Below are 14,425 nucleotides of genomic sequence, written 5' to 3'. Positions count from 1 at the left end.
GGCTATTTCCGAACCCAAACCTTCTCGCCCCCGACCCAGGTCTCGGCAACTTTGATCGCGCGCAGTTCGGTCGGTGAAGCGATCATCGGATCGCGGTCGACGACGATGAAGTCCGCGCGCTGTCCGGCGGCGAGCGCACCGAACTTGGTTTCCGCAAACCCTGCATAGGCGGCGGCGCCGGTCATCGCCCACCACGCCTGTTCGCGCGAGATGAGCTCCTGCGGCTGCCACCCGCCCAGCGGCTGACCGTTCGCATCCTGCCGGGTGAACGCCGCGGCCCAGGTGGCGAACGGATCGGGCTTCTCGACCGGGAAATCTGTACCAAAGGCGAGCTTCGACCCGTTCGCCAGCATCGACTTCCATGCATATGCGCCGGTCAGCCGCCCCGGCCCGAGCCGCGCTTCCGCCATCGTCCGGTCGCTGGTCTGGTGCGTCGGCTGCATCGAGGCGATCGTGCCGAACTTGCCGAAGCGCGGCAGGTCGGCGGGATCGACGATCTGCGCATGCTCGACACGCCAGCGACGATCGCCCTTGTAGGTCTCGCTCTCGACCTGGATCGCGTCGAGCACCTGCTGGTCCGCCCGATCGCCGATCGCATGCACCGCGACCTGGAACCCGTCCATCGCCGCGCGGCTCATCTGGTTCTGGAGCTGCGCATCGGTCAGGAAGCCCAGCCCGGTCTGCCCCGGCGCATCGGCATAAGGCTTCAGCAGCCACGCGCCGCGCGAGCCGAGCGCGCCATCGGCATAGAGCTTCACCCCGCCCATCCGCAGATGGTCGTCATACAGCCACGGCGTCGGCCCCTTGCCGCCGATCCGCCCCGCGGTCTCGACGCCGAGCGCATAGCTCATGATCCGGACGCGCAACCCACCGATATCCGCCATCCGCCGATAGGTCAGCCAGTCGTCGAGCGTGGTGCCCATGTCGGCGACCGCGGTCACGCCGTACCCCAGCAGGATCCGCTGCGCGGTCAGGAAGGCCGCATCGCGCTCCTTGGGCAAAGGCTGCGGCACGACCTTCTCCACCAGCGATTGCGCGGCATCGACGAACACGCCCGACGGCGCGCCGCCGCTCTTCTCGATCCGCCCGCCCGCCGGGGCGACCGTGGCGCCGGTGATTCCCGCCTCGCGCATCGCGACACTGTTCGCCCAGCCGGCATGGCCGTCCGCGCGCGACAGCCAGATCGGATGGCCGCCCGACACCGAGTCGAGATCCGCGGCGGTCGGGAACCGCCCGAGCCCCCAGGCTTCCTGGTTCCAGCCGCGGCCGAGCACCCATTTGCGATCGGGATTGGCCGCGACATAGGCCGCGATCCGCGACTTCGCGTCGTCGAGCGAGGTCGCGGCCGACAAATCGAGCGACAGCGCGCCGAAGCCAAGCTCGATCACATGGCCATGCGCATCGACGAAGCCGGGCAGCACAGTCTTGCCGCCCATGTCGGTGCGCCAGTCATAGAGCGGCTTGCCCGCATTCTTTTTCAATTCCTTGCGGCTGAGCTTGGGGGGCTCCTCCCCCGGCGGCACCAGCCGGGTGACGCGGCCGTCCTTGTCGACCAGGATCGCCTTGAACCGAACGATCTTGCCGCCCTCGGTGATGGTCAGGCCGTTGACGTTGTCGACGATCCCGTCGGCCAGCGCCGGGGTGGCGAACAGCGACAGGGCGGCACTTGCGAACAGGACAGGCTTCACTTCGGCAATCTCCGCACCAACGCACTCGTATCCTGCCGCGCGCCGCCCATGGCCTGCACATCGGCATAGAATTGATCGACCAGCGCCGCGACTGGCAGAACGGCACCGTTGCGCCGCGCCTCGTCGAGCGCGAGCCCCAGATCCTTGCGCATCCAGTCGACCGCAAAGCCGAAGTCGAATTCTTCCTTCGCCATCGTCGGCCAGCGATTGACCATCTGCCAGCTCTGCGCCGCGCCGCCCGAAATCGCCTCGAACACCTTGTCGAGGTCGAGCCCGGCATTCTGCGCGAAGCGGATCGATTCGGACACGCCCTGGATCACCCCGGCGATCGCGATCTGGTTGCACATCTTGGTCGTCTGGCCAGCGCCCGCGTCGCCGACATGGACGATCCGTGCGGCATAGGCCTGCATATACGGCTCGGCCTTCGCCACGGCGTCGGCGGAACCGCCGCACATGATCGACAATTTGCCGTTCTCGGCCCCCGCCTGCCCACCCGACACCGGCGCATCGACGACGAGCGCGCGGGCATCCGCCAGGCGGCGCGCGATCGCGGCGGACACGGTGGTATGGTCGACGAATACCGCGTCGTCGCGCATTGCCGCGAACACACCGTCGTCACCCAATGTCACCGCGGCAAGATCATCGTCATTGCCGACACAGGTGAACACGGCATCCGCGTCGCGCGCCGCCAGAGCCGGCGTGTCCGCGACCGATCCGCCATATTTATCGGCCCATGCCAAAGCCTTGGCCTGGGAGCGATTATAGACGGTGACGTCGTGCCCTGCCGCGACGAGATGCCCCGCCATCGGCGCGCCCATCACGCCAGTCCCGATGAATGCCAGTTTTGCCATGGATCAAGCGCATAAGCGGTGTTTCCCCTGCGCGCCAGATGGTCTAGCGCAACGCCTATGGCTACCCTCGCTGCCGTAGCGGCACCCACCCTTCCCGTGTCCATCGACGACGTTCGCGCCGCGCATGACCGGATCCGCGCCTCGATCGTCCGCACGCCGACGCTGATCAGCCGCACGCTGAGCCAGATGACCGGCGCGACGGTCTATCTGAAGTTCGAGAATCTTCAGTTCACCGCGGCCTACAAGGAACGCGGCGCGCTCAACACGCTGTTGCAGCTATCGCCCGAAGCGTGCGCAAAGGGCGTGATCGCTGCGTCGGCGGGCAATCACGCACAGGGTCTTGCCTATCACGCCAACCGGCTCGGCATCCCCGCGACGATCGTGATGCCGACCAACACCCCGACCGTGAAGGTCACGCAGACCGAAGGGCACGGCGCCAAGGTCGTGCTGTTCGGCGACACCTTCGACGCCGCCTATGCGCATGCCCGCATCCTTGAGGGCGAATGCGGCTTCACCTTCGTCCATCCCTTCGATGACGCCCGCGTCATTGCCGGCCAGGGCACGACCGCGATCGAGATGCTCGAGGACGTGCCCGAGATCGACATGATGGTCGTCCCGATCGGCGGCGGCGGCCTGATCTCGGGCGTCGCGACCGTGACACGGGCCAACGCCGCGCAGGGCGGTCATGCGATCGAGGTGGTCGGCGTCGAGGCCGAGCTGTTCCCGTCGATGTACAACCGCATCAACGGGACGACGATGCCCTGCGCCGGCGACACGCTGGCCGAGGGGATCGCGGTCAAGGAGCCCGGCGGCATCACCTCCAAGATGGTCGCCGAACTCGTCGACGACATAGTCCTGGTCAGCGAGCGCAGCCTGGAGATGGCGGTCAGCCTGCTGCTCCAGATCGAGAAGACGGTCGTCGAGGGCGCCGGCGCCGCCGGCCTCGCCGCGCTGCTCCAGCATCCCGAGCGCTTCAAGGGGCGGACCGTCGGAATCATCCTGTGCGGCGGCAATATCGACACGCGGCTGCTCGCCAACGTCCTGCTGCGCGATCTCGCCCGCTCGGGCCGGCTCGCACGGCTGCGCATCCGCCTGCAGGATCAGCCCGGCGCGCTGTACAATGTCGCCCGGATCTTCGATCAGGAGCGCGTGAACATCATCGAGGTGTATCATCAGCGCGTCTTCACCACGCTGCCGGCAAAGGGGCTGATCACCGATATCGAATGCGAGGCCCGCGATCGTGCGCATCTCGATCGGCTGGTCACCGCGCTGAAGGCGGCGGGCTATGAGACGAGCACCGTCGAACTGGCCTGATCCCCGGCCAACGCCGCCCGGCGCCGACGGGAATTTCTTTTACCACCGCGGGCCGCCCCACTTTCCAGCGGCCCGCACAGGAATCATATACCGCCCGCGCCTGAGAGCGCATGAAGCCGAGAGAGGGGCACTTCGCGATGACTGCGCCTTTTCGGTTTCCCCGGTTCTTCGTGACCAGCCCCGGCCCCTGCCCCTATCTGCCCGATCGGGAGGAGCGGAAGGTCTTCACCGAGCTGAACGGGCCGCATGCGGTCGAGCTCAACGACGCGCTGAGCCGGATCGGATTTCGACGGAGTCAGGGCGTCGCCTATCGGCCGAGCTGCACCGGCTGCAGCGCCTGTGTGTCGGTCCGTGTCGTGACGCCGGAATTCACGCCCAATGCGACGCAGCGCAAATTGCTCAAGCGGCACGGCGACATCACCGCGACCGTCTGTCGCGCATGGGCGACTGACGAACAGTTCCAGCTGCTGCGCCGCTATCTGTCGGCGCGTCATCCGGACGGCGGCATGGCCGGGATGGACGAGGACGATTATGCCGACATGGTCGAGCATTCCCCCGTCGACTCGCTGATCGTCGAATATCGCGAACCGGGCATTGGCAGTGCCCCGGGCCGGCTGGTCGGCGCCTGCCTCACCGATCGCCAGGCCGACGGGCTGTCGATGATCTACAGCTTCTTCGCGGCGGACGACGCATCGCGGCCGGGCTTCGGCAACTATATCATCATCGACCACATCCTGCGCGCACGCGGTGCGGGGCTACCCTATGTCTATCTGGGCTATTGGGTGAAGGGATCGGGCCGGATGGAATACAAGATCCGGTACCGCCCGATCGAGGCGCTTGGCCCGGGCGGATGGAGCCGCCTGAGCGAGGAGGACCTGCTGGCCGCCGCCCCAGGGCAGGGGAAGGACTAGTCGCCGACGGTCACTGGCCGTCCCGCGACACGACGACATCGACCTCCAGCCGCTCGCCGCCTTCGCCGAGCCGCGAGCCCGCTACCGGCGCGGCCCCTGCGGCATCGAGCGCCACCGCGACCCGGACATGATGCTCCTCAGGACAGTCCCCGGTGAACGGGTCGAAACCGATCCAGCCCAGCCCGTCGACATGAGCCTCTGCCCAGCCATGCGGCGTCGGGCGGTGATCATCCTCGCGTTCGGTCAGCAGATAGCCCGACACATAGCGCGCCGGCGCCCCCAGCGAACGCGCGGCGACGATGAACATCTGCGCAAGATCCCGCGAGGTGGCGCTGTCGAGCCGGAACGCCGCCGCCGCGCCGAGGTTTGGCTCGGGACGGCCGGGATTGGCGGCAAAACGTTCGTGCAACGCCTCGTTCACCCGGTGCAGCGCGCCGATCCGGCCCTGCGCAGGGGTCGTGACGCGTGCGGCGAAATCGGCAATGGCCTTGTCCTGCGCAGTGGTCTCGGTCGGCCGGAGGAACAGCGCCGGCGGCAGCACCTCATAAGCGCCGTGGACGACGCCGTCGGAATGGCTGGTCAACACCTCGCCCGTGACGTCGATCTCGATCCCGTCGATCGGGCCGTCGATATAGAGCATCGTGATGGCATTGCCGAACCCGTCGCGCCCCTGCCGCAGCCGGGCATCGCAATCGATATCGATCCGCCACTGCGCGACCGTCTGGTCATGCGTGTTCTGCGGGGTCATGCGAAGCATCTGGACGAGTCGGCTCTGCGGCTCGGTGAAGCGATAGATCGTGCGGTGATCGACCGACAACCGCATCAAAGGAACTTGAACTGCCGGCCGATCGCACCGTGAAGCAGCGCATTTTCCTGGATGAAGGCCTGCAGATACTGGTGCAAGCCCGATGCGATCACCTCGCCGGATCGGGTTCGCCCCAGCCGCGAGGCACGGAGCCGCGCCATCCGGTCCGCCTCGCCATGCTGGCCGGTGCGTTTCGCAAGCAGATTGAGCACGTCCACCGTCTCCTCGACCGAGGCTGCAAGACTACGCGGCAACTCCGCGCGCGCCAGCAACAAATCGATCACGTCGGCCGGCCGAAGGCCGTCATTGTACATCCAGCGATAGGCGGTCACCGCCGACACCGTCTGCAATATGGTCGTCCACTGGTCGCGATCGATCGCGCCGCCCAGCTTCTGTCCCTCCGGCAGCAGAATATGATATTTGACGTCGAGCAGCCGCGCGGTGTTGTCCGCGCGCTCGACCGCCTGGCCGAGCCGGATGAACCAGGTCGTCTGATTGCGCAGCATGCGGTGGATCGCACCTTCGAACCCGCGCGTCTCGGTCTTGACCGCCTCGACCAGGTTGAGCTGCGCGGTCGTGCTGCCGGGGGTCGCGCGGTTTTCGAACAACAGCCACGCACGGTTGATCGCGGTCCATGATTCCCGCGTCAGCGCGGTCCGCACCGCCTTGGCATTGTTGCGCGCCATGTCGAGGCAGCGGACGATCGATCCCGGATGGCTGGCGTCGAGCGTGAGAAAGCGCACCACGTCGCGCTGCCCGACCGGCACCCCGGTCTTGGCAAAGGCCTCGTCGGTCTCGGTGACCGCCAGCGCCGATGCCCAGGCCGCCTCGCCCGCAGGCTGCGACGACAGCACGTCGAGGCGCACCGTCGCCTCGACAAGGCGCGCGATGAAATCGGCACGTTCGAAATAGCGTCCCAGCCAGTAGAGGGACGAGGCGGTCCTCGACAGCATCAGGATTGCGCCTCCGGCCCGGGCATGCCTTCGCCGAGGGTCTGCGTCATTCCGCCCAGCGTCTGCGTCATGCCGCCCGCCCCCATGCGCTGCGATTGATCCGCCATCAGTACGAAGCTGTCCTTCGTGCCGCCACCTTGGCTCGAATTCACGACCAGCGATCCCTGCTTCAGTGCGACACGGGTCAGCCCGCCCGGCACGACCTGGACGCCCTTCGACCCGGTCAGCACGAACGGCCGGAAATCGACATGGCGCGGGCACAGTCCGGATTCGGCCATCGTCGGTACGGTCGACAGCGCGAGCGTCGGTTGTGCGATGTAGCGATGCGGCTCGGCGATCAGCGCGGCACGGAAATCCTCGATCTCCTGCTTCGTCGCGGTCGGGCCGACCAGCATGCCATAGCCGCCCGAACCGTCGACCAGCTTGACGACGACGTCCTCGAGATTGTCGAGAACATATTTCAGCGCCTGCGGCTCCCGGCACCGCCACGTCTCGACATTGGGCAGCTTGCAGTCGCCACCCGAATAGAATTTCACGATGTCGGGCATGTAGCTGTAGATCGCCTTGTCGTCGGCGATGCCGTTGCCCGGCGCGTTGATGATCGCGACATTGCCCGCGGCATAGGCGGCGATAAGCCCCGGCACGCCAAGCGCGCTGTCGGGACGGAAGACCAGCGGGTCGAGATAATCGTCGTCGATCCGGCGATAGATCACGTCGACCTTCACGCGCCCCGCGATCGTCCGCATCCATACGACATCATCGTCGACCACTAGATCGGCCGCCTCGACCAGCTCGACGCCCATCGTATCGGCGAGGAAGCTGTGCTCGTAATAGGCCGAGTTATAATGCCCCGGCGTCAGCACGACGCAGGTCGGTGCGCTGACGCCGTGCGGCGCGACCGACTTCATCGTCTCGAGCAGCCGGTCGGGATAACTGTCGACCGCCGCGACGCGGAACTCGCGGAACAGCTCGGGGCACAGCCGCAGCATCGCCTCGCGATTCTCGAGCATGTAGCTGACCCCCGAGGGCGTCCGCGCATTATCCTCGAGCACGAAGAAGTCGTCGGGTCCGGTGCGTACCAGATCGATCCCGCAGATATGCGCCCAGACCCCGTGCGGCGGGCGCATCCCGGCGATTTCGGGACGGAACTGCGCATTACCCATGACGAGATCCTCGGGGAGGATCCCCTCCTTCAGGATGCGCCGTTCGCCATAGATATCCTCGAGGAACGCATTGATCGCCTCGACGCGCTGGACGAGCCCTTCGGACAGCCGCGTCCATTCGTCATGCAGGAACACCCGCGGGACGATGTCGAACGGGATGATCCGCTCGGCCGCCTCATTCTCGCCATAGACAGCAAAGGTAATGCCGAGCTGCCGAAACGTCGTTTCAGCCGCCTGCTGTCGACGCCGCAACTCGGCGTCGGGCGTCTCCTCGATCCAGCGGCCCAGAGCGGCCAGTTCGGGACGGACGCGGGTATCACCCGGTGCCCCCATGATTTCGTCGAACGCTTGTTTCCCCATCGAAATGGTAAATTCCCCATCAAGCGTTGCGGTTCCATGCTGCAACGCTTCACCGCGCTGCACAAGCCGGATTAGACGCCCAGCCCCGCCAGCAGCGCCGGGGTGAGGACCTGCGGCAGGACGGTCGGCTCGGCCGCGCCCGGCGCATAATAGAGATAGAGCGGCACGCCGGCGCGGTTATGGGCCTCGATAAAGCGGCCCATGACCGGGTCGCCATCGGTCCAGTCGCCGATCAGCACCGCGACCTTGTTTTTCGCAAACGCGTCGCGGACCGTCGCGGTCTCGATCGCCGCCTTCTCGTTGACCTTGCATGTCAGGCACCAGTCGGCGGTGAAGTAGACGAACACGCCGCGCTTCTCGGCGCGCAGCGCGGCGAGCTTCGCCACGCTGAACGCCTCGTCGCCAGCGACTGCCGTCTTGGCCGCGGCCGGCGGCGCGCGGGCGATGACGACCGCACTGCCGACGAACACGATTGCCAGCGCGGCAAGGGTCACTGCGCCGAACGCCTTGCCCTTGCGCTGCCGGGTGCCGCCAACCCACAGCACCGCGCCGATCGCCAGCACCGCGACGAGCGCGAGAGTCAGGCTGTCGACGCCGGTCTGGCGGCCCAGCACCCAGGCGAGTGCGATCGCCGTCAGGAACATCGGCACCGACAGGACATGCCGGAACGTCTCCATCCACGCGCCGGGCTTGGGCAACCAGCGCCGCCACGCGGGTACGAAGCCGATTGCGAGAAACGGCAGCGACAGCCCGAGTCCCAGCCCGGCGAACACCGCCATCGCCGCGGGCCAGGGCAGCACGAGCGCAGCGCCCAGCGCTGCGCCCATGAACGGCCCGGTGCACGGCGTCGCGATGAATGCGGCCAGCGCACCGGTCGCAAACGCACCGCTCGCACCGCTTTCGCCCGCGAACCGCGGCGTCGGCACCTCGAACAGCCCGGCCAGATTGAACGCGATCGCAGTGCTCAGCAGCAGCAGCACGATGATCGCCGCGGGATGCTGCAACTGGAACGCCCAGCCGACCGCAGACCCGCCCGCACGCAGCGCGAGGATCGCCGCGCCAAGGCCGAGGCACACCAGCACGACGCCCGCGGTATAGGCGAGCGCCTCGTGCCGCGCCTCGCGCTCACTTGCGCCACCGCGCGCGAGGCTGAGCGCCTTAAGGCTCAGGATCGGGAAGACGCAGGGCATGATGTTGAGGATCAGCCCGCCGAGCACCGCGCCCGCAAACGCCGCCAGTGCGGTCGCCCACAGCCCGCCCGCATCATCCGATGGCCCCGCCGCAACGACCCCGGGCGCGGCGCTGACCGCGAGCCCCTGCGCGTCGCCGATCCGCAGCACACCCTCGATCGGCGCATTGGCCTTGCCATTGGCCGCCAGTCGCGTCGCGATCGTCAGCGTATCGCCCGACCGCGTCACGGTCTGGCGCGCGCCATTGTCGATTACGCCGGTGGTGAGCGGGAAGAAATATGCGTCCTGGGCCCTGGCCCCGGCCGGGAACGGCACCGCGACGCGCAGCACGCCCTGGTCGACCGCATAGGTCGCGCCCGCATCGAGCGGCTTGGGGATCGCCCGCCGCCATCCGGCAAAGGCGCTCGCCTGCGACGGCGCGCCGTCACCAATCGTCAGGTCGAGCGAGAGCGCCTGCTCCTCGGGCACGCAGATCGTCGCCGAACAGACCAGATAAGACGTCTTCAGCCGGATCGGGAGCTTGACGCCCGCCGCCAGCCCCGCCGGCACCTGGATCGTGACGAGCGGCGCATAGGGCGCCTCGTAGACATAGTTCATCAGCCCCGCGATGAGCAGCGTCGTCGGGACGGGCCATTCGGGCTGCCCCGCCGTCGCCCCGCGCGGCAGCGTCCAGTCGAACGTCGCGGGAAACCCCGCATCGCCCGGATTGGCCCAATAGCCATGCCAGCCCGTATCGGGGGTCGTTGCGATCGCGATGGTCAGCGGTGCGCCCGCTTTCGGATGGTCGCTTTCGGCAACGAGGCGCATGCTCAGATGCCGGCTCAAGCCGTCGAGCGAGTCCGCCAGCGCCGGCGTCGCCACGAGGCCATACAGCGCGAGCAGCATCGTCATCAGGACGCAACGTAAACTGCGCATGGCCATCCTTGTTTCGTTCATCGGCCACAGCCATAGCGAGTACGACACCGCATTACATCCGAAAGCAGTCATGCTGCTGCTCGTCAAAGGACTGTCCGTGAAAGCACTTATCGCCGCGTTGCTCCTGACCCCGGCCGCGTCCGTGACCGCGTCCGCGCAGACCGCTCCGGCCCCGGCCCCGGCCCCGGCGGTTGCGGCACCGACGCCCGCCACGCCGCCCAAGCTGATCGTGGCGATTTCGGTCGACCAGTTCGCCGCCGACCTGTTCCAGCAATATCGCAACCATTTCACCGGCGGCTTCACCCGCCTGCTGAACGGGGTGGTGTTTCCGAGCGGCTATCAGAGCCATGCTGCGACCGAGACCTGCCCCGGCCACTCGACCATCCTGACGGGCATGCGTCCCGCGCATACCGGGATCATCGCAAACAACTGGGTCGACCAGCGCGCCGGCCGCCCCGACAAGATCGTCTATTGCTCGGAGGACGAGCGCGTCGCCGGCAGCACGCATGACAGCTACACCGTGTCCGACATGCACCTGAAGGTACCGACGCTCGGCGAGATGATGAAGGCGCGCGATCCGCGCACCCGCTCGGTCTCGGTCGCGGGCAAGGATCGCGCGGCGGTGATGATGGGCGGCCACAAGGTCGACGAGCTCTGGTGGTGGGACGGCAAGACCTATGTCTCCTATGCGGGCCGCGCGGTACCGCCGGCGGTGCAGCGCACGCGCACCGCGGTCGCCGGGCTGATCGCGCTGCCCCAGGCCGCGCTGCCGCTGCCCGGCTATTGCACGGGCGTGAACCACCCGATCGTGATCGCAGGCAAGACGTACGGCCAGGGCCGCTTCGAGCGCGAGGCGGGCGACGCCAAGGGCTTCCGCGTGTCGCCCGCGTCCGATGCCGCGGTGTTCGCGATGGCAGCGGCGCTGGTGCAGGACATGAAGCTCGGCCAGGGGCCGCAGACCGACATCATCGACATCGGCGCGTCGGCGACCGATTATATCGGCCACACCTACGGCACGCAGGGGTCCGAGATGTGCATCCAGATGGCCGAGCTCGACAAGACGCTCGGCGGCTTCTTCGCGGTGCTGGACGAGACCGGCGTGGATTACGAGGTCGTGCTGACCGCGGATCACGGCGCGCACGACGCGACCGAGCGGCAGCAGCAGCGCGCGATGCCGATGGAGGCGCATATGGACGAGAATGTGCTCGCCAAGCAGGTCGGCACTGCGATCGCCAAGGATCTGGGCCTGCCCGGCAGCGTCCTGCTTGGGACCGAGGGCGACGTCTATATCGACGATGCGCTGCCCGCCAAGACACGCGCCAGGGTGCTGACCGAGGCGCTGCGCCGCTATCGCGCGCTGCCGCAGGTCGCCGCCGCCTTCTCGGCTGCCGAGATCATGGCGACGCCGATGCCGACCACCCCGCCCGAGACCTGGACGCTGATCGAACGCGCGCGCGCCTCCTATGCCGAGGGCCGCTCGGGTCAGTTCGTCACGCTCCTGAAGCCGCGCGTGACGACGATCGTGTCGCCCGCCGGCGGCTATGTCGAAACACACGGCAGCCCGTGGGACTATGATCGCCGCGTGCCGATCCTGTTCTGGCGCAAGGGGATCGCCGGGTTCGAACAGCCGCTGTCGGTGGAAACCGTCGACATCGTCCCGACGCTCGCCGCGACGATCGGCCTGCCGGTATCGGGACTCGACGGCCGCTGCCTCGACCTCGACGCCGGCGCGGCGAGCACCTGCCCGAATTGAGGGGGCTCGCCACCCCCGCCCCTTCCATCATCCCAGCGAAAGCCGGGATGACGGGGGGTATGGAGGCCGGTGCTACCGGCCCACTTTTCCCGACGGCTCTTCCAAAAACTACCGCGTCTCGAACGCCCGCAACCCCGGCCCCAGCCGGTTCGCCCCCAGCGCCAGTCGGTCATGGCTGTAATCCGCCAGGAATGCGGGGCTGGTCGCATCGCCCGGTGCCAGCCGCGCGTCATTGTCCTCGACGCGCAACCCGGTCGAGCGATAGGTCTTCGCCTCCGCCGCGACGACGATCAGCCCGGTGTGGTTTTCCTTCTGCCGTCCCTGCACGAAGGTGTTGCGCGCGATCAGCCCGGTCGCGCCTTCGGGCAGGTCGATCATGTAGTTGGTCTTGCGCCCCGCGCTGTCGTCGAAGCTGTTGTCGGTGATCGAGACGGTCGGCACGCGCAGCTTGACGTAATGCCCGCCGGTCCCGCGCTCGAACCGCGAGCGGGTGATCGTCACGCTGCCCTGGTTCGCCAGATACACGGCATGCGAACAGCTCGGCGACTGGTCGCACTGGCCGAGCCCCGAAAAGGTCGACCGGTCGATCGTGATCCGCTGCCCGCTCGGCTCGCCGCCGAGGATGCCCTCCTGGCTGTCGAGGAACATCGCGTTGACGACGCTGAGGTCGCCCATCTCGGTGCGGATCCCCGCGCCATTGCCGTCGGGAACGCTGTAGCCGCGAAAGACCAGGCCATCGACGACCGATCCCTGCCCGCGCAGCACCAGTGCCGCCTTCTCCTCGCAGGCCACGCCTTCGAAGATCGCGGTGCCCGGCTCCGCCGCCTTGAAGGTGATCCGCCCGCCCGCCTGCACCGCGCATTGCCGGTAGGTACCCGGCGCGATCAGGATCGTCGCGGTGCCGAGCCGGATCGACGACACAGCCTCCTGCAACGTCGCAAAACCCTGCCCGTCGACGGTAAAGGGCGACGCGCGGCCCACCGGCGCCTGGGCCGAGGCGGACGCGGCGACCAGCACGAGCAATAAGAGCGATCGGTTCAAGCAGGGCACTCCCTCATCGGCTCGCCACGATTGCGCCGCCACGCCCCGTCCTTAGCGCGGATGCGCCCCGGCTGCCGATAGCGGGGGCCCGCCCTGCGTCCCGCAATGGCGCAGCCTGCAAACGGATCGACACCGGTTCGACCGTACCGAAGCATATTGCCGCCGCCTGCCCAGCCGCATACCACCCCGCAACATAAAGCCGGCGGGGGGCCCCCGACCGCGCGAGAGGGGGAATGCATGCACGCCATGACACCGACGGAGGTCTTCCTCCTTGCGATGCTCATCATCTTCAGCGTCCCCTATCTGGTCTGGCGGCTGGGCCGGACCGATTACTGGGCACCGCTGGTCGTGGTGCAGATCTTCGGCGGCATCCTGCTCGGACCGGGCGTGCTCGGCGCGCTCTTCCCCGACTATTACGCGACGATCTTCACGCCTGCGACGATCGGATCGCTGAACGGCGTCGCCTGGTGGGCGGTCATGATGTTCGTGTGGGTCGCTGGCATCGAACTCGATCTCGGCGCGGCATGGCGACATCGCCGCGAGACCGCGGTCACCGCCGGCCTCGCGCTGGCGGTGCCGCTCGCGACCGGCAGCATCGCCGCCGCGCTGATGCTGCGCTATCCGGGCTGGGCAGGCGTGTCGGGCGCGCGGTGGCAGGTCATTCTGGGCATCGGCATGGCCTGCGCGGTCACCGCGCTGCCGATCCTCGTGCTGTTCCTTGAAAAGCTCGAGGTCCTGCGTGAGCCGATCGGCCAGCGCATCCTGCGCTATGCCAGCCTCGACGATATCGCGATCTGGGGCGTGCTCGCGCTGATCCTGCTCGATTGGGAGCGGGTTGGCCGGCAGGCGGGCTTTCTGATCGGCTTCGCGGTCGCCACCCTGCTGATCCGCCGACTGATGGCGCGGATCCCTGAGCGCGATCGCTGGTATGTCAGCCTGATCTGGCTCGCCGGCTGCGGGTTCGCCGCGGACTGGGCGGGACTGCATTTCATGGTCGGCGCGTTCCTGTCGGGCGCGGTGCTCGACGCGAAATGGTTCGACCAGGTCCGGATGGACGACTTCCGCCGCTTCGTGCTGCTCGCGGTGATGCCGGTGTTCTTCCTGTCGACCGGCCTGAAGACGCAGTGGGCGGTCGGCGGGATCGCGGTGTTCGCCGCCGCCGCATTGTTGCTGCTCGCCTCGGTCGGCGGCAAGCTGGCGGGCGTCCACGCCGCCGGGCGGATCCTCAAATGGCGCCCGGGCGAGGCGTCGGCGATCGGCTGGCTGCTTCAGACCAAGGCGCTGATCATGATCATCTTCGTCAACATCCTGCTCGACAAGGCGATCATCACCAACGAGACGTTCACTGCGTTGCTGCTGATGGCGTTGGCGAGCACGATGCTGACCGTGCCGATGGTCGCACCGAAATTGAAGAAGCTGGCGGCATTGGTCGGGCGTAGCGCCTGACAGCCATAATCATGGCGCCACCCCGGCGACGGCCG

11 protein-coding genes are annotated in these 14,425 nt (G+C 67.7%); 4 read left to right on the top strand and 7 right to left on the bottom strand.

Translation table 11 applies throughout. The features are described from left to right. Positions 1-2: 2 nt before the first annotated feature. Positions 3-1,688: an amidohydrolase family protein gene (locus IFS44_RS04030; RefSeq protein WP_192097622.1), complete on the bottom strand. Its 1,686-nt coding sequence runs from the start codon at positions 1,686-1,688 to the stop codon at positions 3-5. Next, a complete protein-coding gene (locus IFS44_RS04025; RefSeq protein ID WP_192097621.1) occupies positions 1,685-2,539 on the bottom strand; it encodes an NAD(P)-dependent oxidoreductase in 855 nt (284 codons plus the stop codon). Before IFS44_RS04025 ends, IFS44_RS04030 begins: the two co-directional genes overlap by 4 nt. 57 nt (positions 2,540-2,596) lie before the next feature. On the opposite strand from IFS44_RS04025, the gene IFS44_RS04020 reads away from it, so the two are divergent. Both IFS44_RS04020 and IFS44_RS04015 read left to right on the top strand, forming a co-directional pair. Continuing rightward, the gene (locus tag IFS44_RS04020; protein ID WP_056406096.1) at positions 2,597-3,853 is read left to right on the top strand and encodes a threonine ammonia-lyase; all 1,257 of its coding nucleotides are present in this window, start codon (positions 2,597-2,599) and stop codon (positions 3,851-3,853) included. Between the two features lie 137 nt (positions 3,854-3,990). Next, positions 3,991-4,764 carry an arginyltransferase gene (locus IFS44_RS04015; RefSeq protein ID WP_192097620.1) on the top strand — a complete coding sequence of 258 codons (774 nt, stop codon included), beginning with the start codon at positions 3,991-3,993 and terminating at the stop codon, positions 4,762-4,764. Positions 4,765-4,774: 10 nt separating this feature from the next. On the opposite strand, the gene IFS44_RS04010 is transcribed toward IFS44_RS04015, so the two are convergent. The 4 genes from IFS44_RS04010 to IFS44_RS03995 all read right to left on the bottom strand — a co-directional run bounded on the left by IFS44_RS04010 (position 4,775) and on the right by IFS44_RS03995 (position 10,150). Beyond that, on the bottom strand, positions 4,775-5,587 hold the full coding sequence (locus IFS44_RS04010) for a transglutaminase family protein (RefSeq protein ID WP_192097619.1): 813 nt from the start codon (positions 5,585-5,587) through the stop codon (positions 4,775-4,777). Continuing rightward, a complete protein-coding gene (locus tag IFS44_RS04005) occupies positions 5,587-6,522 on the bottom strand; it encodes an alpha-E domain-containing protein (protein WP_031439469.1) in 936 nt (311 codons plus the stop codon). Before IFS44_RS04005 ends, IFS44_RS04010 begins: the two co-directional genes overlap by 1 nt. Next, complete coding sequence (locus IFS44_RS04000) at positions 6,522-8,045, bottom strand: circularly permuted type 2 ATP-grasp protein (protein WP_192097618.1); 1,524 nt, start codon at positions 8,043-8,045, stop codon at positions 6,522-6,524. Before IFS44_RS04000 ends, IFS44_RS04005 begins: the two co-directional genes overlap by 1 nt. Positions 8,046-8,116: 71 nt before the next feature. Further along, positions 8,117-10,150: a protein-disulfide reductase DsbD family protein gene (locus IFS44_RS03995; RefSeq protein WP_192097617.1), complete on the bottom strand. Its 2,034-nt coding sequence runs from the start codon at positions 10,148-10,150 to the stop codon at positions 8,117-8,119. Between the two features lie 70 nt (positions 10,151-10,220). On the opposite strand from IFS44_RS03995, the gene IFS44_RS03990 reads away from it, so the two are divergent. Continuing rightward, on the top strand, positions 10,221-11,903 hold the full coding sequence (locus IFS44_RS03990) for an alkaline phosphatase family protein (protein ID WP_192097882.1): 1,683 nt from the start codon (positions 10,221-10,223) through the stop codon (positions 11,901-11,903). A 108-nt stretch (positions 11,904-12,011) separates the two neighbouring features. Here the strand turns inward: IFS44_RS03990 and IFS44_RS03985 are convergent, their stop codons facing one another. Further along, positions 12,012-12,944 carry a right-handed parallel beta-helix repeat-containing protein gene (locus IFS44_RS03985; protein WP_192097616.1) on the bottom strand — a complete coding sequence of 311 codons (933 nt, stop codon included), beginning with the start codon at positions 12,942-12,944 and terminating at the stop codon, positions 12,012-12,014. Between the two features lie 237 nt (positions 12,945-13,181). Here IFS44_RS03985 and IFS44_RS03980 point away from each other — a divergent pair, with 237 nt between their 5' ends. Then, entirely contained in the window at positions 13,182-14,390 is a 1,209-nt protein-coding gene (locus IFS44_RS03980; protein WP_192097615.1) for a cation:proton antiporter, read from the top strand. Positions 14,391-14,425 lie beyond the last annotated feature (35 nt).

This window comes from Sphingomonas sp. CFBP 13706, from assembly GCF_014842355.1.
In the GTDB taxonomy this organism is placed as follows: domain Bacteria; phylum Pseudomonadota; class Alphaproteobacteria; order Sphingomonadales; family Sphingomonadaceae; genus Sphingomonas; species Sphingomonas aerolata.
The sequence above is the reverse complement of the archived record's forward strand: the minus strand, read 5'-3'. Positions and strand labels throughout refer to the sequence as shown.